The sequence below is a fragment of the Nonomuraea sp. NPDC048881 genome (assembly GCF_040649795.1).
Taxonomy (GTDB): domain Bacteria; phylum Actinomycetota; class Actinomycetes; order Streptosporangiales; family Streptosporangiaceae; genus Nonomuraea.
In genome coordinates, this window is record NZ_JBEZGC010000007.1 from 327221 (window position 1) to 346897 (window position 19677).

At 72.1% G+C, this 19677-nt stretch carries 17 protein-coding genes; 13 read left to right on the forward strand and 4 right to left on the reverse strand.

The features are described from left to right. Window positions 1-102 precede the first annotated feature (102 nt). The 4 genes from hpaD (at window position 103) to AB0C33_RS26445 (ending at window position 3054) form a co-directional block, all read left to right on the forward strand. Entirely contained in the window at window positions 103-963 is an 861-nt protein-coding gene (gene hpaD / locus AB0C33_RS26430; protein ID WP_358292389.1) for a 3,4-dihydroxyphenylacetate 2,3-dioxygenase, read from the forward strand. Window positions 964-977: 14 nt separating this feature from the next. Next, window positions 978-1733, forward strand: a complete 756-nt coding sequence (locus AB0C33_RS26435; protein WP_358292392.1) for an alpha/beta fold hydrolase — start codon at window positions 978-980, stop codon at window positions 1731-1733. Continuing rightward, a complete protein-coding gene (locus AB0C33_RS26440; RefSeq protein WP_358292395.1) occupies window positions 1730-2395 on the forward strand; it encodes a GntR family transcriptional regulator in 666 nt (221 codons plus the stop codon). The genes AB0C33_RS26435 and AB0C33_RS26440 overlap by 4 nt, the downstream gene beginning before the upstream one ends. Before the next feature lie 71 nt (window positions 2396-2466). After that, window positions 2467-3054 (forward strand): TetR/AcrR family transcriptional regulator, encoded by a 588-nt coding sequence (locus AB0C33_RS26445; protein WP_352352627.1) that lies wholly within the window; start codon window positions 2467-2469, stop codon window positions 3052-3054. 92 nt (window positions 3055-3146) lie between these two features. On the opposite strand, the gene AB0C33_RS26450 is transcribed toward AB0C33_RS26445, so the two are convergent. Next, on the reverse strand, window positions 3147-4136 hold the full coding sequence (locus AB0C33_RS26450; protein ID WP_358292398.1) for a methyltransferase: 990 nt from the start codon (window positions 4134-4136) through the stop codon (window positions 3147-3149). 214 nt (window positions 4137-4350) lie between these two features. Between AB0C33_RS26450 and AB0C33_RS26455 the strand changes: the two genes are divergently transcribed. From AB0C33_RS26455 to AB0C33_RS26470, 4 genes are read left to right on the forward strand one after another with little or no spacing between them, the layout of a single operon-like run. Then, window positions 4351-6087: an ABC transporter ATP-binding protein gene (locus tag AB0C33_RS26455; protein WP_358292401.1), complete on the forward strand. Its 1737-nt coding sequence runs from the start codon at window positions 4351-4353 to the stop codon at window positions 6085-6087. A gap of 57 nt (window positions 6088-6144) precedes the next feature. Beyond that, window positions 6145-7749: an ABC transporter substrate-binding protein gene (locus AB0C33_RS26460; protein WP_358292403.1), complete on the forward strand. Its 1605-nt coding sequence runs from the start codon at window positions 6145-6147 to the stop codon at window positions 7747-7749. A 9-nt stretch (window positions 7750-7758) separates the two neighbouring features. After that, complete coding sequence (locus AB0C33_RS26465) at window positions 7759-8703, forward strand: ABC transporter permease (protein ID WP_358292405.1); 945 nt, start codon at window positions 7759-7761, stop codon at window positions 8701-8703. Beyond that, window positions 8700-9611 (forward strand): ABC transporter permease, encoded by a 912-nt coding sequence (locus AB0C33_RS26470; protein WP_358292408.1) that lies wholly within the window; start codon window positions 8700-8702, stop codon window positions 9609-9611. Before AB0C33_RS26465 ends, AB0C33_RS26470 begins: the two co-directional genes overlap by 4 nt. Before the next feature lie 118 nt (window positions 9612-9729). Here AB0C33_RS26470 and AB0C33_RS26475 read toward each other — a convergent pair whose 3' ends face one another. Next, window positions 9730-10701 carry an aldo/keto reductase gene (locus AB0C33_RS26475; RefSeq protein WP_358292411.1) on the reverse strand — a complete coding sequence of 324 codons (972 nt, stop codon included), beginning with the start codon at window positions 10699-10701 and terminating at the stop codon, window positions 9730-9732. A 114-nt stretch (window positions 10702-10815) separates the two neighbouring features. Here AB0C33_RS26475 and AB0C33_RS26480 point away from each other — a divergent pair, with 114 nt between their 5' ends. After that, window positions 10816-11562, forward strand: a complete 747-nt coding sequence (locus AB0C33_RS26480; protein ID WP_358292414.1) for an SDR family NAD(P)-dependent oxidoreductase — start codon at window positions 10816-10818, stop codon at window positions 11560-11562. A 62-nt stretch (window positions 11563-11624) separates the two neighbouring features. Here AB0C33_RS26480 and AB0C33_RS26485 read toward each other — a convergent pair whose 3' ends face one another. After that, window positions 11625-12998, reverse strand: coding sequence for an amidohydrolase family protein (locus tag AB0C33_RS26485; RefSeq protein ID WP_358292417.1), 1374 nt, complete (start codon window positions 12996-12998; stop codon window positions 11625-11627). Between the two features lie 83 nt (window positions 12999-13081). On the opposite strand from AB0C33_RS26485, the gene AB0C33_RS26490 reads away from it, so the two are divergent. The 3 genes from AB0C33_RS26490 to AB0C33_RS26500 are packed head-to-tail and all read left to right on the forward strand — an operon-like array spanning window position 13082 to window position 17410. Beyond that, window positions 13082-14185: a zinc-binding dehydrogenase gene (locus AB0C33_RS26490; protein ID WP_358292420.1), complete on the forward strand. Its 1104-nt coding sequence runs from the start codon at window positions 13082-13084 to the stop codon at window positions 14183-14185. Window positions 14186-14195: 10 nt separating this feature from the next. Continuing rightward, window positions 14196-15149, forward strand: coding sequence for an aldo/keto reductase (locus AB0C33_RS26495; RefSeq protein WP_358292423.1), 954 nt, complete (start codon window positions 14196-14198; stop codon window positions 15147-15149). After that, the gene (locus tag AB0C33_RS26500; RefSeq protein WP_358292426.1) at window positions 15146-17410 is read left to right on the forward strand and encodes an arylsulfatase; all 2265 of its coding nucleotides are present in this window, start codon (window positions 15146-15148) and stop codon (window positions 17408-17410) included. Before AB0C33_RS26495 ends, AB0C33_RS26500 begins: the two co-directional genes overlap by 4 nt. A gap of 4 nt (window positions 17411-17414) precedes the next feature. Here the strand turns inward: AB0C33_RS26500 and AB0C33_RS26505 are convergent, their stop codons facing one another. Then, window positions 17415-18740 (reverse strand): glutamine synthetase family protein, encoded by a 1326-nt coding sequence (locus tag AB0C33_RS26505; RefSeq protein ID WP_358292428.1) that lies wholly within the window; start codon window positions 18738-18740, stop codon window positions 17415-17417. 127 nt (window positions 18741-18867) lie between these two features. On the opposite strand from AB0C33_RS26505, the gene AB0C33_RS26510 reads away from it, so the two are divergent. Then, window positions 18868-19674 (forward strand): acetoacetate decarboxylase family protein, encoded by an 807-nt coding sequence (locus AB0C33_RS26510; protein WP_358292430.1) that lies wholly within the window; start codon window positions 18868-18870, stop codon window positions 19672-19674. The last annotated feature ends 3 nt before the right edge of the window (window positions 19675-19677 follow it).

Here is a 19677-nt window from a genome sequence, read left to right on the forward strand (position 1 = left end):
GACATACCCCCGCAGATGCCTACATGATGCTCATCACGTCATCAGTGGAGAGGAGAGTGCGGATGATGGTTCAGACCGCCCAAGCAGGCCGGGAGTGGCGTGATGGGTGAGATCGTGCTGGCCGCCAAGATCACGCATGTGCCGTCGATCTGGCTGTCGATCCAGCCCGGCAAACACTTCAGCATCCGCCGTCCCGCGGAACTCGCCCTCGCCGAGGTCGGCAGGCGGGCCCGCGAGCGCGGCGCGGACACGTTCCTGATCGCCGACACCCATTGGATGAACAGCATCGGCTTCCACCTCAACGGCAAGCCGCGCCACCAGGCCACGTACGTCAGCCATGAGTTGCCGCACTTCATCCACGACCTCGCCTACGACTACGCGGGCGATCCCGAGCTGGCCGAGCTGATCCGCGAGGAGATCGTCGCGGGCGGCCAGAAGGCCCGCGTGCACACCTACCAGGACCTGGGCCTGGAGTACGCCACACTCGTGCCGATGTACTTCATGAACCAGGACTCCGACATCCGGGTCCTGCCCATCGGCTGCAACATCTACTCGACCGTCGAGGAGAACCGGCGGATCGGCGAGGCGCTGCTGCGGGCCGTGCTTCGCAGCGACAGGAAGGTGGCCTTCCTGGCCAGCGGGTCGCTCTCGCACGCCTTCCCGCCCAACGAGATCGCCGAGTCGCTGCTCGACGACGTGAGCAGCGAGCTGAACCGCAAGGTCGACCACGCGGTGCTGGAGATGTGGGACGAAGGGCGCATCCCGGAGTTCCTGGACATGCTGCCCGACTACAACGAGCGGTGCACCGGCGAGGGGGCGATGGCCGACACCGCCATGCTGTTCGGGCTGCTGGGCTGGCGCGAGTACACCGGGCGCGGCGAGCAGCTGTGCCCGTACTTCGGCAGCAGCGGCACCGGCCAGGTGGTCGTCGACTTCCCCGTACCCGCCCACCACACGAGATGAAGGAGCCGGCGCACATGACGGCCGTACAGACGTTCACGCCCGACCGGCCCGCCGGGGCGCCGCCCGTGCTGCTGCTGCACGGGTTCGCCTCCAGCGGGCGGCAGGACTGGGTGGAGACCGGGATCGCGGCGGAGCTGGCCGCGGCCGGGCGCGTGGTCGTCGTGCCCGACCTGCCCGGTCACGGGAAGAGCCCGGTGCCGGACGGGCCGGCGGGCGCGCCCGAGATCGCGGCCGCGCTGCTCGCGCTGGCCGGCGACGGGCCGCTCGACGTGGTGGGGTACTCGCTCGGCGCCCGGCTCGCCTGGGAACTGCCGGAGCTGGCCCCCGATCGGGTGCGCGCGGTCGTGCTGGGCGGGCTCAGCCCGTTCGAGCCGTTCGCCGCGCTGGACGTGGCGGCGCTGCGCTCGGCCGTCGCGGGCGGCGAGCCGGGCGACCCGATGACCGGCATGATCGCGGCGATGATCGCGGGCGCCTCCGGCGGCGACCCCGAACGGGCCGCCGGGCTGGTGCGGCTGGTCGAGGGCCTGCGCGGCACGCCGTTCGAGCCCAAGGGCTGGGCCGGGCGCACGCCGCCGGTGTTCGTGGCGGGCGCGGAGGACATGATGACCTCCGGCATCGAGAACGTCGTCGCGCTGGTGCCCGGCGCCCGGCTGGTCACCGTCCCCGGCGACCACCGCGGCGCGCTGGCCGGGCCCGCGTTCCGCGCCGCGCTCGGCGAGGCGCTCGGCCCGGCGTCCGGCCCGGTGGCTGATCCGGCGTCCGGCACGTGACCAGCACCGGCGGAGTCGCGTCGAAGGCGGAGCTCAGCTACGAGATCCTGCGTTCGCGCATCCTGGACGGCACCTACGGCCCTGGCTACCAGCTCGTCATGGACCGCCTCGCGCGGGAGATCGGCGTCAGCACGATCCCCCTGCGCGAGGCGCTGCGCCGCCTGCAGTCCGACGGGCTGGTGGAGGTCGTGCGCAACGTCGGCGCCCGCGTCGCGGTCTTCGACGCGGCGCAGGTGCGGCACACGCTGGAGGTGCTGGCCCGGCTGGAGGGGTACGCGACCGCCGTCGCGGCCCCGCGCATGGGCCCGGCGGACGTGGCGCGCTCCCGCGAGATCAACGCCCGGCTGTTCCAGGCGCTCGACTCCTTCGACCCCACCGCGTTCACCGCGCTCAACCGCGCCTTCCACTTCTCGGTCTACGAGCACTGCGACGACGAGCACCTGAACTTCCTGCTGGAGGCCGAATGGACCAGGCTGGACCACATGCGGCGCTCGGTGTTCGGCTACCTGCCGGGCCGGGCCCGCCGTTCGGTCGAGGAGCACGAGCACCTGCTCGACCTCATCGCCGGGGGAGCCGACCCCGCCGAGATCGAACGGCTGGCCTGCGCGCACAAGACGAACACCGCCGGCGCCCTCTATGACGTCCGGGTCACCCACGGCTAACGATCGGGTCATACCCTCCCGGCATTTTGTCCTACACTGGTAGACGAAACGCCGTACGGAGGGGTGCCCGCATGCCCAAGATCATCGACCACGACCAGCGTCGCAGCGACATCATCGACGTCACGTGGGACCTGATCACGAAGGGGGGCATCGAGGCGGCCACCATGCGCGAGATCGCGAACGCGGCGGGCTTCGCCAACGGCGCGCTCAAGCACTACTTCCCCGGCAAGGAAGACATCATCGAGGCGACGTACGAGCGCGCCCTGGCCATCGTGACCAGCTACGTCAAGCTCGACGGCCGCCGCGGGCTGGGCGCGCTGCGCGAGATGTGCGAGGCCGCGATGCCGATCGACGAGGAGCGCATCACGGCCGGCCGGGTGCTGCTGATCTTCTGGCAGACCTCGCTGACCAACCCCAAGTTGTACGACAAGTACCTGGAGCACCTGCGGGCCTGGCGCGGCATGCTGCACCGGCTGATCGAGGAGGGCCGCGCCGACGGCGACATCCACACCTCGATCCCCGACGAGCAGCTCGTGGACGAGCTCGTGCTGCTCAACGCCGGGGCCAACGTGATGAGCCTGGTCGGCCCGCAGTTCTCCACGGTCGAGCTGCAGAAGCGGCACCTGGAGTCGTTCTTCGACCGCATCTCCCGGCCCTGATCCGCGTGTTCCGGCCCTGATCCGCGTGTTCCGGTCCTGACCTGCGCGTTCCGGCCCGCGCCGCCACCTGGGCGGCGCGGGCCGCGTCGTGCTCAGACCGCTTCGGCCACGATGACGCGCGGGCTGCCCGGCAGGGCCAGCTTGTCCACCGGCTTCCAGGCGGCCTCGTCGAGCCAGGCGCGCACCTGCGACTCCTCGTAGACGACGGTCCCGTCGATCACCAGGTACTCCCCGGCGTGCAGCGCGTCGATGGCCCGCTGCTCGGCGTCGTCGTCGAGGAAGAAGTCGAGCAGCAGCAGCCGCGCCCCCGGCGCCGCCGCCGCGCGGGCGTTGCGCAGGATGGCCCGGTTCTGCTCGACGCCGAAGCGGTGGATGACGTGGTTGACCATGACCAGGTCGTACGGGCCGGCGGGCGTGGCCGTGTCGGTCGGGACGCCGGTCACCTCGGCCCGGTCGGCGAACCCGGCCTCGGCCACCTGCTGGGTGATGGAGTCGGCGAAGGTCGGGTCGTACACGAAGGAGGCCCGCAGCTCCGGGTTGGCGCGCAGGGCCTCGAAGGCGAAGGCGCTGGACAGGCCGCCCAGGTCCAGCAGGCTGCGGAAGCCGGCGAAGTCGAACGCGCCGCCCAGCATCCTGGCGTGCAGGCTGTTGTACGTCATGACCCCGGCCATGAACGTGCCCCACCGGTCGCCGGAGGTGTCCAGGACGCCCGGCTCGGTGGTGTCCACGGTCGTGTCGAACTGCAGCCAGTGGCCGTAGCTGATCTGGTTGAGGAACGTGAGGAACGGCCCGAGGTCGAGGTCGGACGACTTTCGCCCGGCCAGGTAGCCGGCCGCGTCGGCGCCGAGGGCGTACCGGCCGTCGGTCCTGGTCAGCAGGCCGAGCCCGGCCATGCTGTCGGCCAGGATGCGGGCCATGCGGGGGGTGACGCCAGTGGCCGTCGCGATCTCCCCGGCGCTGCGCTCGCCGTCCGCGAGCGCCTCGAACAGCCCGATGCGGCTGGCCGCGAAGAGCTGCTTGGCGCCCATGTAACCGGTGGCGATGGCGACGATCGGATCCGGCGTGGGGGAAGGCGTGGACATGGTCAAGACCCTGCCCTTTCTGTATTGTCTACGAATGTAGACGTTCACCATAGACCCTCTGTCTACGAACGTGGAATAACCGTTGACAGTAGGGGACCCCTCTGTCAACCTTTGTAGAACTATCTGGCTCGAACATGGCTTTTCGGCAGCTCAGTGTGGGTTTGCGTGCCCCACTTCGAGCACGGGACCGGTGCCTGGAATGGAGCTCTCGCGCATGTCGCTGCTCAATCTGACGGATCTGACCATCGGCGTCACCCGGGAGGACGCCGAGCCCCAGGAAATCGTCCACCGGCTCACCCTCGACGTCGCCTCCGGGCAGACGCTCTGCGTGGTGGGGGAGTCGGGCAGCGGCAAGACCGTGACGGCGCTGTCGATCATCCGCCTGCTGGAGTTCGTGGCCCCGGCATACACCGAGGGCACGATCGAGGTCGGCGGCGTGGACGTCACGCGGCTGAGCGCCGAGGGCATGCGCGCCTACCGGGGCGCCCGGATCGGCATGATCTTCCAGGAGGCCCTGGACTCGCTCAACCCCGCCCAGCGCGTCGGCGCGCAGCTCATCGAGGGCTACCGGCCCGAGGGCGCGCTGCCCCGGCAGGCGCTGCGCCGGGGGAGCCGGCTGCGCCGCGAGGCCGAGGCCAAGGCCAGGAGCCTGCTCACCGAGGTCGGACTGGCCGACACCGACCGGATCATGGCGCTCTATCCGCACCAGATGTCCGGCGGCATGCAGCAGCGCGTGATGATCGCCATGGCACTGATGTCCGACCCCGACGTCCTCATCGCCGACGAGCCGACCACCGCCCTCGACGTGACCACGCAGGCCGAGATCCTGGCGCTGTTCCGTCGCGTGCAGCGTGAGCATCGGACCGCCTGCGTGTTCATCACCCATGACATGGGCGTCGCCGCCGAGATCGCCGACCGGATCGCCGTCATGTACCGGGGCAGGCTGGTGGAGGTCGGCGACAAGATGGACATCCTCCGCAAGCCTACGCATCCGTACACCAAGGCGCTGCTGGAATGCGTGCCACAGCTCGGCGTCAGCCGCCGTACCGGATTCCCGACGATCTCGGAGACCAGGCTGCGGGCCGCCACCGAGGCCGACGGCGTGCCCGTCGGCGGGAGCGTGACCGAGACGCCGGCGCTCGGCGACGAGCCGGCGCCGGCGACCGGCACTCCGCCCCTGGTCGTCGAGGACGTCACCAAGGTCTACCGGACCGGCCGCCGGGCGAGCGTGCGCGCGGTCGGCGGCGTCTCGCTGGAGATCGCGCCCGGCGAGTTCTTCGGCCTGGTCGGCGAGTCCGGCTCGGGCAAGACGACGCTCGGCCGCATGGTCAGCGCCCTGGAACGGCCGACCTCGGGCAGCATCTCCTTCGGCGAGCACCGCATCACCGACGCGGGGCTGCGCGGCGACGAGCGCGCCTTCCGCCGCGCCACCCAGCTGATCTTCCAGGACCCGCAGAGCTCGCTCGACCCCCGGCACACCGTGGCCCGCATCATCGCCGAGCCGCTGCGCGAGCTGACCCGGCTGCGCGGCGCGGACCTCGACCGGCGGGTGGCCGAGCTGATCGACGAGGTCGGCCTGCCCGCCGACTGCGCCCGCAAGCTGCCCTCGCAACTGTCCGGCGGCATGCGCCAGCGCGTGTCCATCGCGCGCGCGGTCGCCGCCGAGCCGAAGCTCATCGTCGCCGACGAGCCCACCTCCGCCCTCGACGTCTCCGTCCAGGGCCAGGTCATGAACCTCCTTCTGCAGCTGCGCCGCTCGCACGGCATCAGCTTCCTGTTCATCACGCACAACCTCAGCCTGGTGCTGTCGGTGGCCGACCGCGTCGGCGTGATGTACAAGGGCGACCTCGTCGAGGTCGGCGCCCCGGAAACCATCGCCTCCTCCTCCACCCACGAGTACACGCGCCGGCTCCTGGCCGCGAACCCCGACTTGTCGGCATACGTGGGATAGCCCCGGGCCGACCTTCTCCTTCTGTCCCCCCTTTTAGAGCAAGAGCGAGAACCCACCATGAACGTGCTCAAGAGCCTGAGGGCCGGGCTCGTCTCCGCCGCCGCGGCGAGTGCCCTGCTGCTCTCCGGCTGCGCGGGCGGCGCGACGTCGTCCTCCTCGTCCTCCTCCGCCGACGCCGGCACCCCCGTACGCGGCGGCGACCTCGTGGTCGCGGTGCCGACCGACCCGCAGTCGCTGGACATGGTCGCCAACCCCGGCCAGGTCACCGCCCACATCGGCAACATGCTGTACGAGAAGCTCTTCGAGGTCGACAAGACCTTCGCGGCCAGGCCGATGCTGGTCGACACCTACAAGCGCAGCGACGACCGGCTCACCTACACCTTCGAGCTGCGCGCCGGTGTCACGTTCCAGGACGGCGCCCCGCTCACCGCCGCCGACGTGGTCGCCAGCCTGGAGCGCTGGCTGAAGAGCCACGTCACCGGCCAGCAGGTGGCCGCCGACGTCAAGAGCCTCAAGGCTGCCGGCGACCGCACGATCACGCTGGAGCTGAAGAAGCCGCGTTACCCGCTGATCGACGAGCTGGCCAGCCCCGGCGCGGAGATCTACGAGGCCAGGAACCTCAAGGACGTGCCGGCCACCGGTTTCGCCAAGGAGGGCGCGGTCGGCACCGGGCCGTACAAGCTGAAGAGCTGGGACATCGGGCAGCAGGTCGTGCTGGAGCGTTACGACGGCTACAAGTCGCGCGCCGAGGAGGACTGGGGCGGCCAGGCCGGCGCCAAGCACGCCTACCTCGACACGGTCACCTACAAGGTCGTCGCCGACCAGGACGCAGTGGTCAACGGCCTGCAGACCGGCCAGTGGGCGCACGCCATGCCGGGCGACGACCAGTACACCCCGCTGAAGAACAACCCCGCCGTGGTCGTGTCGAACCTGGCCGGGGCCAACCAGAACGTGCTGATCCCCAACTTCAACAAGGGCTCCAAGTTCTCCGACGTGCGCGCCCGGCAGGCGCTCAACCTGCTGATGGACAAGCCCGCGCTGAACGCCGCCACCGGCGGCGGCCCCGACCTCACCGTCGAGGTGGGCGCGCTGGTCTCGCAGGACAACAAGGGCCTGTACTCCACCGCCGGCGACGACGTCTACCGGCAGCACGACCCGAACCGGGCCAAGGAACTGTTCGCGCAGGCCGGCGTCAACGCCGGTGACACCGTGCGGATCCTGACCTCCAGCAGCTATCCGCAGTTCAGCCAGTGGGCGGTGCTGCTGCAGGACCAGCTCTCCAAGATCGGCATCAAGACGAAGATCGACACCTACGACTTCCCGACGATGCTCGGCACGATCACCAAGGACCCCGGCGGCTGGGACGTCACCACCCTGTTCTTCAACGCCGCGCTCACCTCGCCCTCGCAGATGCCCGCGCTGACCCTCGGGGCGTTCAACGGCTCCGGCTCGCCCGAGCTGGCCAAGCTGATCGAGGACTACAACGCCGCGACCTCCCCCGAGACCGCCAGGACGCTCATGGACCAGCTCCAGGCGTTCGTGTGGCAGCAGCTCCCGGTCATCACGATCAGCCAGTCGAAGCTGTACGCCGCCTACTCGCCCAAGCTCAAGGGGTACGACACGTTCTACCGCGTGTTCTGGAACTCCTGGCTGCGGAAGTGAGGGGGGAACATGGCGGGACTCCTGCTCCGGCGGCTGCGTGACCTGGTCGTCATCCTGCTGATCGTGGGCACGATGATGTTCTTCGTCATCCGCCTGATCCCGGGCGACCCGGCCATCGCCATCCTCGGCCCGACGGCCAGGCCGCAGGACGTCGAGGCGCTCCGGCAGAGCATGGGCCTGACGGGCTCGCTGTGGGAGCAGTACCTGAGCTGGCTCGGCAACGTGGCGGGCGGCGACTTCGGCTCGTCGATCACCTACCACGCGCCGGTGGCAGGGGTGGTGGCCGAGCACTTCGTCCCGACGCTGACCCTGGCGGTGATCAGCACCGTCCTCAGCTTCGTCGTCGCGGTGCTGGTCACCTCGTGGAACGCGGTCTCGCCGCGCAACCCCGTGGCGCGCGCGCTCAACCTGCTCTCCTCGCTCGGCATGGCGATCCCCGACTTCTGGATCGCGCTGATCCTGGTGCTGGTGTTCGCGGTGTCGCTGCGCTGGTTCCCCTCCAGCGGGTACGCCGACCTCTTCGCCGATCCGGTCGCCGGGGTGCCGATGCTGGTGCTGCCGGTGGTGTGCCTGGTCATCGGGCAGTCGGCGCTGTTCACGCTGACCCTGCGGGAGAGCGTGCTCGGCGAGCTGCCGCAGACGTACCTGCGCACCGCGCGGGTCAAGGGCCTGTCGGAGCGGCAGGTCATGCTCAGGCACGTGCTGCCGAACGCGCTCATGCCGCTGATCACCCAGCTCGGCAGCAACTTCGCGATGATGGTCGGCGGCATCGTGATCATCGAGTCGATCTTCGTCATCCCCGGGCTGGGCTCGTTGCTCATGGGCGCGGTCTCGACCCGGGACTTCCCGCTCGTCCAGGGCGTGACGCTGTTCGTCGCGCTGATGTTCGTGGTCGTCAACCTGGTCGTCGACCTGTCCTACGCCCTCCTCGACCCCAAGGTGCGTGTTTCGTGACTTCCGAGGCCGTCGCCGGGCGCGTCGGGACGGCCGGGCGGCCCTCCGCGGCCTCCCGCGCCTGGCGCCGCAACCGGGTGCTGATCACCGCCACCGCGCTGCTCGTCCTCGTCGTGCTGGCCGTCGTGCTGCTGCCGGCGTTCCTGCCGGAGGCGAACGCGACCGACCCGGTGCACCGGCTGCTGCCGCCCTCGGCCGGCCACCTGCTCGGCACCGATTCCTACGGCCGGGACGTGCTGAGCCGCCTGGTCTCCGGCGGCCGGGCCTCGCTCGGCCTCTCGGCGCTCATCACGCTCTGCGCGGCGTTCACCGGCATGGTGATCGGCCTGGTCAGCGGCTTCTACCGGACCGTGGACGCGATCGTCATGCGGATCATGGACGCCTGGATGTCGTTCCCGGCGATCATCCTGGCCATGGCGCTGGCCATCGGGCTCGGCGCCAGCATCTGGACCGAGCTGATCGCGCTGACGGTCATCTTCACGCCGTTCACGGCCCGGGTGATCCGCAGCCGGGTGCTCGGCGTGGCGGCGCGGCAGTACATCGGGGCGGCGCGGGTGTCCGGCATGCGGCCGGCGAAGATCCTGTTCGTGCACGTGCTGCCCAACGTGCTGCCGCTGGCGCTGGTGCAGGTCGTGATCCTGTCGGCCTCGGCGATGCTGGTGGACGGCGCGATGAGCTTCCTCGGGCTGGGCATCGCGCCGCCCACGCCGACGTGGGGAAACATGATCGCCGAGGGGCGGTCGTACCTGACGCAGGCGCCGTGGCTGATCGTGCTGCCGGGTGCGGCGATCATGTTCTGCGTGCTGCTGCTGAACCTCATCGGGTCGAGCATGCGCAACGTGGTGGACGCGCGCGCCCGGTCGATGAGCGAGCTGCAGAAGCTGCGCACCCGCCGTCCGGCACGGTGACGGCACAGTGACGGCACAGTGACGGCTCAGTGACGGCGGGCCCGCGCGGGGACCCCGGCGATCGCCGCCGGGCGTCCCCGCGCCCGCGTCAGAGGCTCCCGGCCCGGCACGTCGCGGGTCAGGGGGCCCAGACGCCGTCGGCGCGCACGTCGCGGTCCAGCCACAGGTCGGCCAGGGCCGCGCGCACCTGCGGGCCGTGCTCACTCCACAGCCGCAACGCGCCCAGGTTGTCCTCCAGCTGGGCCATCCGGCTCACCCCGAACAGCACGTTGGCCACCGCCGGATGCTCCAGGCAGAACACGATCGCGACCTGGGCGGGGGTCGCGCCGAACTCGTCCGCGACCCGGGCGACGGCGTCCGCGGCCTGCCTGACGGCCTCCCGGATGCCGCCCGGGTCCGCGCCGATCTTCCGTTCGGGGAACTTCCTGCCCACCAGGATGCCGCCCTCGAAGACGTCGCTGGCCTGCAGCGCCAGCGCCCCGGAGGCGAAGTGCCGGCCGTAGAAGCCGCCCTCGGCCATCGAACGCCGGGCGATGCTGTACTTGAGCTGGGCGAAGCTCGGCGGCGTCAGGCCCTCCTCGGCGGCGAAGCTCAGCGCGAGGTCGACGTCCTCGGCGATCCAGTTGTTGACGCCCCAGCTCGTGAAGCGGCCGGCCGCGATCTGCTCGGCGACGTCGGTCACGATCCGCCGGATGTCGGGCCGCTGCATGTAGTCGCCGACCACGACGGTCTCGGCGCTCTCGACGCCGACGCGGTCGAAGCTGACGTCGAGCTGCTCGCGGAAGCCCGTGCGCGGATACTCCCACAGCCACAGCTTGCCGCAGAGCTGCCAGTCGTCCCGGCTCGCGCCGGCCTCGCGCACCGCCCGGCCGAAGATGAGGTCCGTACGGGCCTGCTCGGCGTGCGGGCCCATGTTGTAGTGGGCGACGTCGAAGAGGGTCACCCCGGCGTCGAGCGCCGCCCTGATCAGGGCCACCGCGTCGCCGAACTCCATGCGGTCCCAGGTGTTCCAGGAGCCCAGCCCGAACAGGGACGTCGTCGTGCCGCCCGGTCCGAGGCGCCGTGCCGGAACCCGCTGTGTGTCGCTCACGTCGATCCACTCCCTGCCGGATGAAGCCTTTTTTGTCTACGCTTGTATAATAATAAACCCAGGACGCCCGCGCAGCCCCGTCTGCGAAGGCCCGCACCGAACAGGAACCCCCACATGAGCGAACCTGTCGTTCCCAGGACCGTCCTCGTCACCGGCGGCGCGAGCGGCATCGGCCGCGGCGTCGCCGAAGCCTTCGCCGCGGCGGGCGATCGGGTCGTCATCGCCGACCTCGACGAGGCGCGGGCCAGGGCGGTCGCCGCCGAGCTCGGCGCCCACCACGTCCAGGTGGACGTCGGGGACGCCGCCTCCGTCGGGTCCGCCGTCGCGGCCGTCGCCGCCGAGCACGGCGACATCGGCGTGCTGGTGAACAACGCCGGGCACACCGCGGGCGGCGGCCCGCTCATCGGGCTCGACGTGGACGTCTTCGACGCCTGCGCCCGGGTCAACTTCCGCGGCACGTTCCTGATGACCCGGGCCGTCGGGGCGCACATGGTGCAGCGGGGCGTCCGCGGCTGCATGGTCAACATCTCCTCCATCGGCGCCCGCCAGCCCACGCCCGGCCTCGGCCACTACGAGGCCACCAAGGCCGCCATCGACGCCCTGACCCGCTCGGCCGGCATCGAGCTGGCCCCCCACGGCATCCGCGTGAACGGCGTCGCCCCCGGGCCGGTGCTCACCCCGATGACGGCCATGTTCGCCACCGACGACGCGGCCAGGAAGGCGTGGGAGGCCCGGATCCCGCTGGGCTCGATCGCCCAGGTGGCCGACATCGTCCCCGCCGTGCTCTTCCTGGCCTCCGACGGCGCCCGCCACATCACCGGCGTCAGCCTCCAGGTGGACGGCGGCCAGCTCCTGGCCTGACCCCTCCACCGGCGGGGCCGGGCCGCCACCCGGCCCCGCCGCTCAGTCCACGGACACCCGTCTCAGTCCAGGGACACCCCTTCGCGCAGGTGGACGATCCGGCCCGCGGTCACGGTGGCGTCGACCGCGACCTGCGGCAGGTCTCCCGGCGCGACCTCCAGGGGGTCGCGGTCCAGCACGCAGAAGTCGGCGGCCTTGCCCCACTCCAGCGACCCCTTCCACGCCTCCGCGCCGTCCTGGACGGCGGGCGCCGTGGTGTAGCAGCGCAGCAGGCGGGTCATCAGCCGGGGGCGCGGCGCCCGCTCGCCCAGCAGCCCGCACGCCGCCGCCACCTGCGCCCGCCAGTCGGGCGTGGTCACCGGCCCGTCGCTGCTCAGGGTGAACGTCATCCCGGCGGCCAGCAGCTCCTGCAGCGGCCAGGCCGTCCCGGCGACCTCCGGGCCGAGCGCGCCGGCCACCCAGCCGGCGGTGGCCGCCGCGATCACCGGCTGCGTGGTGAGGCCCATGCCGAGCCCGGCCATGCGGGCGATCTGGGCGGGGTTCACCAGGTCGCCGTGGATGACGTAGTGCCGCCTCGCGGCCCCGCGCTCGCCCGCCAGCTCGGCCACCAGTTCGGCCACCGTGTCCACGAACGCGTCGATGGACCGGTCGCCGGTGGCGTGCACGCCGACCTGGAGGCCCGCGCGGTGCGCCAGCCGGATCATGGCGCGCAGGTTGTGCTCCCGCGCGGCGTCGTCCGCCCCCGCCACCAGCAGCGATCCGTGGCCGCCCGAGGTGTAGCGGTGGCAGGTCCAGGCCGAGCCCATGGGCGGGATGCCGTCGGCGAAGATCTTGAGCCCGGTCACGTTGAGCCAGGCGGGGTCGGTGCGGGGGAGGGGCGCGTCCAGGCCGGCGGCGACGTCCTCCAGGGTGCTGGGGCCGTCGAGGGTGCCGAACAGCCGCAACGCGGTCACCCGTGCCCGCAGCTCGCCCTCCTTCGCCAGCGTCGCGTAGGTGTCCAGGACGGCCTGCGAGAAGCAGCCGGTCTCGCCGTCGTCCTCGCCGGGGCCGAGGCCGGGCTCGGTGTAGCTGGTGATGCCGAGCGAGGCGCAGATCCGCCCGGCGCGCAGGATGGCGGCCCGCCTGGACTCCTCGTCGGCCAGCAGCCGGCCCCGGTGGGCGGACAGGCCGTTCTCGCTGATCAGCGTGTCCGGCCAGACCGCTCCCAGCCAGGCGGCGTGCAGGTGCGAGTCGTTGATGCCGGGCAGGACCGTCCGGCCGGCCAGGGAGAGCACCCGGGTGCCGGGCCCGGCGTGCGCCAGGGCCTCCTCGTCCGTCCCGACCGCCACCAGGCGGCCGGCGCGCGCAGCCAGGCCGCTCGCCCGCCCGTCGCGGGCGTCGAAGGTGAGCACGTTGCCGCCGACCGCCACGAGGTCCGCGTACTCGTCCGCTGACACCGGGTTCCTCCTGAGGGGCTGTAATTGTTTGTCAACGAGTGTAGATTAACCACACTTAACGGTCGAAAGCCACGAAGGTGACCATGCCTACGAGAACCGCCGCCGCCGTCCTCACCGAGCACGGCAAGCCCCTCAGCCTTCAGGACGTCCCGCTGCCCGACGCCGTCGAGCCCGGCGCCGCCCTGGTGCGCATCACGTGCACCACCCTGTGCGGCACCGACGTGCACCTGTGGGCCGGCCAGATGACGTTCCCCGGGATGCTGCCGATGATCCTCGGCCACGAGATGGTCGGCGAGGTCGTCGAGGCCGGGCCGGGCACCACCGACGCCCTCGGCCGCCCGATCGCCCCGGGCGACCGCATCGGCTGGTCGGAGTCCACCTGCGGCCACTGCTACGGCTGCGCCGTGCTGCGCCAGCCGGTCGCCTGCGCCGACCGCGGCTACGGCTTCACGCAGCGCGCCGACCGCCCCCCGTACGCCACGGGCGGCCTGGTCGAGTACTGCTACGTGACCCCGGGCGCGGCCAAGCTGCTGCTGCCCGCCGACGTCAAGGACACCTGGGCCTCGATGTCGGGCTGCGCGGCCAAGACCGTGCTGCGCGCCGTGGACCGGGCCGGCGGCATCAGGACCGGTTCCACCGTGGTGGTGCAGGGCGCGGGCGCGCTAGGCATCTTCGCCACGGCCGTCGCCAGGATCGCCGGCGCGGGCACCGTCATCACCGTGGGCGGCCCGGACGACCGGCTGGCCGCCGCCCGGCGCTTCGGCGCCGACGCGACCGTCTCGACCGACCTCGGCAAGGACGAGCGCGTCGCCCGGATCAGGGAGCTGGCCGGGGAGCGCGGCGCGGACTACGTGTTCGACCTGGCCGGTGCGCCCACCGTGGCCGAGGAGGCGGTCGCGGTGGCCGCCCAGCGCGGCACCGTGGTGATCGTCGGCTCCACCGGCTTCGAGCTCGCGCCCGTGCCGCTCGGCGCGGTCATGGGCAAGGAGCTGACCGTCGTCGGCTCGCTCAACGGCGACATCGCCGACTACCACCGCTCGATCGAGTTCTTCCAGACCTTCGCCGCCCGCATGCCGTGGGACGAGCTGTTCAGCGAGCCCGTCGGCCTGGCTCAGGCCACCGCCTGCGTCGAGTCGATGTCCAGGCTCGGTGAGATCAAGGCCGTCGTCGACCCCCGCCTGCCCTAGGAGACCTGCCGTGCAGACCATCCCACGCCGCCGCATCGGCCGCACCGGACCGGAGACGGGCGTGCTCGCGCTCGGCTCCTGGCACACCTACGACCGCATGGACTTCCACGACGCGGTCGCCATGATCCGCGAGGCCGTGGACCACGGCATCGACCTGTTCGACGTCGGCGTCTACGGCTTCCCCGGCATGCCGCCCGTGTTCACCGACGTGATCTTCTCGGCCCTGGTGCGCGCGGCCGGCCTGCGCCGCGAGGACTACCTGCTCTCCTCCAAGCTGTGGCTGGAGGGCTACCCGGAGCACAGCCTGCGCGACCAGCTGCTCAACGCCCTGTTCCGGGCCGGCGCCGACCACGCCGACCTCGTGGTGCTGGGCGACCTGCGGCACGACGGCATGGACCTGCACCGGCTCGTCCTCGACCTGGCCGGCCTGGCGAAGGAGGGGCTGATCCGGAGCTGGGGCGTCAACAACTGGTCGGCGTCGAACGTGCAGACGCTCATCGACGCCGCCGCCGGCGAGGGCGTCGAGGGCCCGGCCATCGCGCAGCTGAAGTACAGCGTCTCGCGCCGCTCGATCCCCGACGGCGCGCCATTCGCCCGCATCTTCGCCCAGGGCGTCACGCTGCAGTCCTCCGACGTGCTGGAGGGCGGCGTGCTGCTGGGCAAGGGCGTGGACCGGCAGGTCGGCCGCGACCCCGGCGGCATCAGGGAGCGCATCGCGGCCTCGGCGGCGGAGGTGGCCGCGATCGCCGCCGACCTGGACGCCACCCCGGCGCAGGTGTGCGTGGCCTTCACGCTCACCCACCCGGCCAACACCACCACCCTGTTCGGCGCGACCAGCCTGGACCAGCTGCGCGACAACCTGGCGGCCGTGGAGCTGGTCGAGCGGGTCGGCGCCGAGGAGCTGCGGGCGCTGGTGGCGCCGCTGTGGGCCGACCGGGACGCCGTCGATCCGGAGGGCCCGTGAGCACGCCGCCGAGCAGGGGGTACGAGGGCTTCGGCGGCACGGCCCGCGAGCTGGCCTCGCAGTCCACGCCCTGGTGGCCGCGGCCGCGGCGGGCGCGTCCCGGGGCGCCCAACGTGGTGGTCGTGCTGGTGGACGACCTGGGGTTCAGCGACCTGTCGCCGTTCGGCTCGGAGATCGACACGCCGCACGTGCAGGCGCTGGCCGAGTCGGGCTACCGGTTCAGCAACTACCACAGCACCCCGCTCTGCTCGCCCTCCAGGGCCGCCCTGATGACCGGGCTCAACCCGCACCGGGCCGGGTTCGCGATGGTGGCCCACGTGGACCCGGGCTATCCCGGCTACCGGATGGAGATCCCGCGGGAGGTGCCCACGCTGGCCGAGTCGTTCCGGGCCGGCGGGTACGCGACGTTCATGGTCGGCAAGTGGCACCTGACCATCGAGTCCAAGCTGCACGACGGCGCCGACAAGAGCTCCTGGCCGCTCCAGCGCGGCTTCGACCGCTACTACGGCTCCATGGACGGCTTCACGTCCCTGTTCCACCCGCACCGCCTGATCAGCGACAACGGCCCGATCCCCGACGAGGGCTTCCCGGACGACTTCTACCTGACCGACGCCCTCACCGACCGCGCCATCGGCATGATCAACGGCCTGCGCGCCAACGACGCCGACAAGCCGTTCTTCCTCTACTTCGCCCACCAGGCCGTGCACGGCCCGGTGCAGGCCAAGCCGGCCGACGTCGCCAAGTACCGCGGCCGCTACGACGCGGGCTGGGCCAGGATCCGCGAGGAACGCTTCGCCCGCCAGCTCCGCGACGGCCTCTTCCCCGAGGGCACCCGGCCGTCCGACCCGGACCTGGCGCCGTGGGAGGAGCGCACCGAGCTGTACGCCCGCCACATGGAGGTCTACGCCGCCGCCGTGGACGCCGTGGACCAGAGCCTCGGCCGGCTGGTCGAGCACCTCAAGCGCATCGGCGAGTACGACGACACCGTCATCGTCGTCACCAGCGACAACGGCGCGACCGCCGAGGGCGGCCCGGAGGGCACCCGCAGCTACCTCAGCCGCTTCGTGCACCTGGCCGGCCTGCCCGACGACTGGTGCCACGACGTGCCGCGCGACCTCGACCTCGTCGGCGGCCCCCAGGTCCACGGCCACTACCCGCGCGGCTGGGGGAACGTCTCCAACACCCCGTTCCGCCGCTACAAGGGCCACGCCTACGCGGGCGGCATCCACGTGCCGTTCGTGTTGTCGTGGCCGGCCGGGCTGCCCAGGCAGGCCGGCGACCCGGGCGTGCGCGACCAGTACGCCTACGTCACCGACGTCGCGCCCACCCTGCTCACGCTGGCCGGCCTGGACCACCCGCAGGACGTGGACGGCGTGCCGTTCGACCACTTCCTGCGCGAGCGCGACCGGCCGAGCCGGCACCGCTCGCAGTACGTCGAGAGCGGCGGGCAGCGCGGCTACTTCGAGGACCACTACAAGCTCATCGCCCCGCACCTGCCCGGCACGCCGTTCACCGACGACGGCTGGGAGCTGTACGACATCGCCCGCGACCCGGCCGAGACCACCGACCTGGCCGCCGAGCAGCCGGAACGGGTGGCCGACCTGGCCGCGAAGTGGCGGGCGGCGGCCTGGCTCAACACGGTTTTCCCGCTGGCCGACACGCCGGACATGCTCAACACCCGGCCGCCGGCCGAGCTGGCGCTGTCGGAGCCGGTCACCATCCACCCGGGCACCCCGGTGCTGGAACGGTTCCGGTCGAGCAGGCTCACCTCCATGCGGTCGTTCACGATCGAGGCGTGGCTGGAGCGGCGGCCGGGCGACGAGGGCGTGATCGTGGCCCACGGCGACCAGGGCGGCGGCTACGTCCTGTACGTCGAGGACGGCGAGCTGCGGCTGACGTACAACGCCTACGGCGTGCCGGTGCGGGCGGCCGGCCCGATCCCGGCGGCGGGGCCGGTGACCGTCACGGCCCGCTTCACGGCGCTGCCGGAGGTGCGCTGGGACGTCGAGGTGCTGGTGGACGACAAGCCGGTGCTGGCCGTCGAGCGGGTCCCGCAGCTGGTCGGCATGGCGCCCTTCACCGGCATCAGCGTCGGCTTCGACTACGGCGGCCCGGTGGACTGGGAGCTGCACGAGCGCCGGGGCGTGTTCCGCTACCGGCGCGGCCTGGACCGGGTGCGGTACGTCCCGGGGGAGAAGGCGCCCTACAACCCGGAGATCATCGCGCTGGCCGAGGACCTGGCGCAGCGCGCGATCGAATGACGGGTCACAGGTGGTAGGCGTACTCGCCGAACTCCCAGTCGGTGACGTGCCGCTGGAAGCGGGCGACCTCGTCGCGCTTGTAGGCCAGGAAGGCGGCGGTGAAGTCCTTGCCGAGCAGCTCGGTGAGCTCGCCGTCGGCCTCCAGGGCGTCCAGGGCCTCGGGCAGGGTCATCGGCAGCACCGGGGCCTTGGAGGCGTCGTAGCCGTACCCGACGAGCGGCGCGGGCGGCTCCTGGGCCGCCCGCACCCCCAGCAGCGCGGCCGCCGCCGTCCCGGCGACCAGCAGGTACGGGTTGGCGCTGGCGTCGCCGAGCCGCAGCTCGAAGCGGGCGCCCGCGCCGCGCTCCGGCGGGACGCGGAGCATCGCGCTGCGGTTGTCGAGCCCCCAGTCGACGAGCCAGGGGGCCAGCGTGTCGGGGCCGAACCGCTTGTAGGAGTTGACCGTCGGGTTGGCCAGCGCCGCCAGCGCGGGGGCGTGGGCCAGCACGCCCGCGATCGCGTGCCGCGCGGTCGCCGACAGCCCGTACGGCGCGGCCGGGTCGTCGAAGGCGTTGCCGCCGTCCTCGCCCAGGCACGACAGGTGCAGGTGGAACCCCGACCCGCCCTCGTCGTTGAACGGCTTGGCCATGAACGTCGCCAGCCTGCCCTCCACCCGCGCCAGCTCCTTGACCGCGGCCTTGAACCAGAAGGCCCGGTCGGCCGCGTCGAGCGCCTCGGAGTGCCGCAGGTTGATCTCGAACTGGCCGCTGCTGAACTCGTGGTTGCCCGCCGTCACGCCGAGGCCGAGGTCGCGCAGGTGCCGCAGCGTGCGGGTGAGGTGGCCGTCGGGGTCGCCGCGGCGGCCGGCGGTGTAGACGTTGCCGGTGGCCTCGGCGTAGCGCTGCCAGCCGCCCGTGGGGGCCGGGTCGCACAGGAAGTACTCCAGCTCGGGCCCGACGACCGGGCGCAGGCCCTGCTCGGCGCACCGGGCCAGCACGGCGCGCAGCAGGTCGCGGGGCGACTCGGGGGCCGCGGCGCCGGTGGCCGGGTCGACGACGTCGCCGTGGCACCAGGCCACGCCGGGCTCCCACGGCAGCGGGGCGAGCGTGGCCAGGTCGGGAACGACGGCGATGTCGGGCAGCCCCGCGTCCAGGCCGCCGCTGATGTCGGCGGTGCCGCCGCGCGGGGTGGAGTGGTAGACGGCGCGGCAGAAGGCGAGGCCGTGACCGAGGGCGTCGGGCAGCGCCTCCAGCAGGACGTCGCGGGCGCGGTCGGTCCCGGTCAGGTCGGGGTAGGTCACGCGGACCACGTCGACGCCCCGCTCGGTCAGGCGGTCGATGTGCTGCTGCACCGGTCTCTCCTAGGGTCGTTTGACGCCAAACGTAACGGCCCCGTATTGGCTGCCGCAAGAGCTGTTGACCGATCGGCCTGGATGTTCATATTTTATTTGGAACCAAACGAGTTCCAGGAGGACCATCTTGGCCGGCGTCCGCGGCTACTTCCATCCCAAGACGGCCACGGGCCGCTCGTCCCTCGTGCCGGAGCCGCCCTGGCACTACTCCGGCGACCTGCTCACGATCGAGTACCGCACCGACCCCGACCGGGTGCGTGAGCTGCTGCCCGAGCCGCTGGAACTCGCCGCCGAGGACCCGGGCGCGGTCGCGCTCATCTGGGCCGACTGGCAGTCCTGCGCCGCCTCCCGCGAGGAGCTGCTGGACCCGGTGCGCTCGCAGTACAAGGAGGCGTTCGCCGTCGTCCGGTGCTCCTACCGGGGGCGGACCTACTCCAGGTGCGTCTACATCTGGGTGGACAAGGACTTCGCCCTCGCCAGGGGGCTGCACCAGGGCTATCCGAAGAAGCTGGGGTCGATCCACCAGACCAGGCCGCACCCGTACGGCCCCGCGCCGCGCATCGAGGCGGGCGCCCGGTTCGGCGCGACGCTGGCCGCCGCCGACCGCCGCCTGGCCCAGGCCGTGGTGACCCTGCGCGAGCCGTCGCCGCACAACGGGTTCGTCAACGGCCACCCCATGGCCCACCACCGCTGGCTGCCCGCCATCGGCAAGGGCGGCGGCCTGGCGCTCGACGAGCTGGTCGAGTCCGGCGCCGCCGCCTTCGAGGCCGGCCAGGCGTGGGCGGGCGACGCCGAGCTGGAGCTGTTCGACGCCCCCACCGAGGAGCTGTCCCGGCTGGCCGTCCGCGAGCCCATCGGCGCCTACTTCCGCCAGGTCGGCGTGGTGTGGGACGGCGGCACGCTGCTGGAATCCGGCACCTCCGGCGCGCACTAGCCC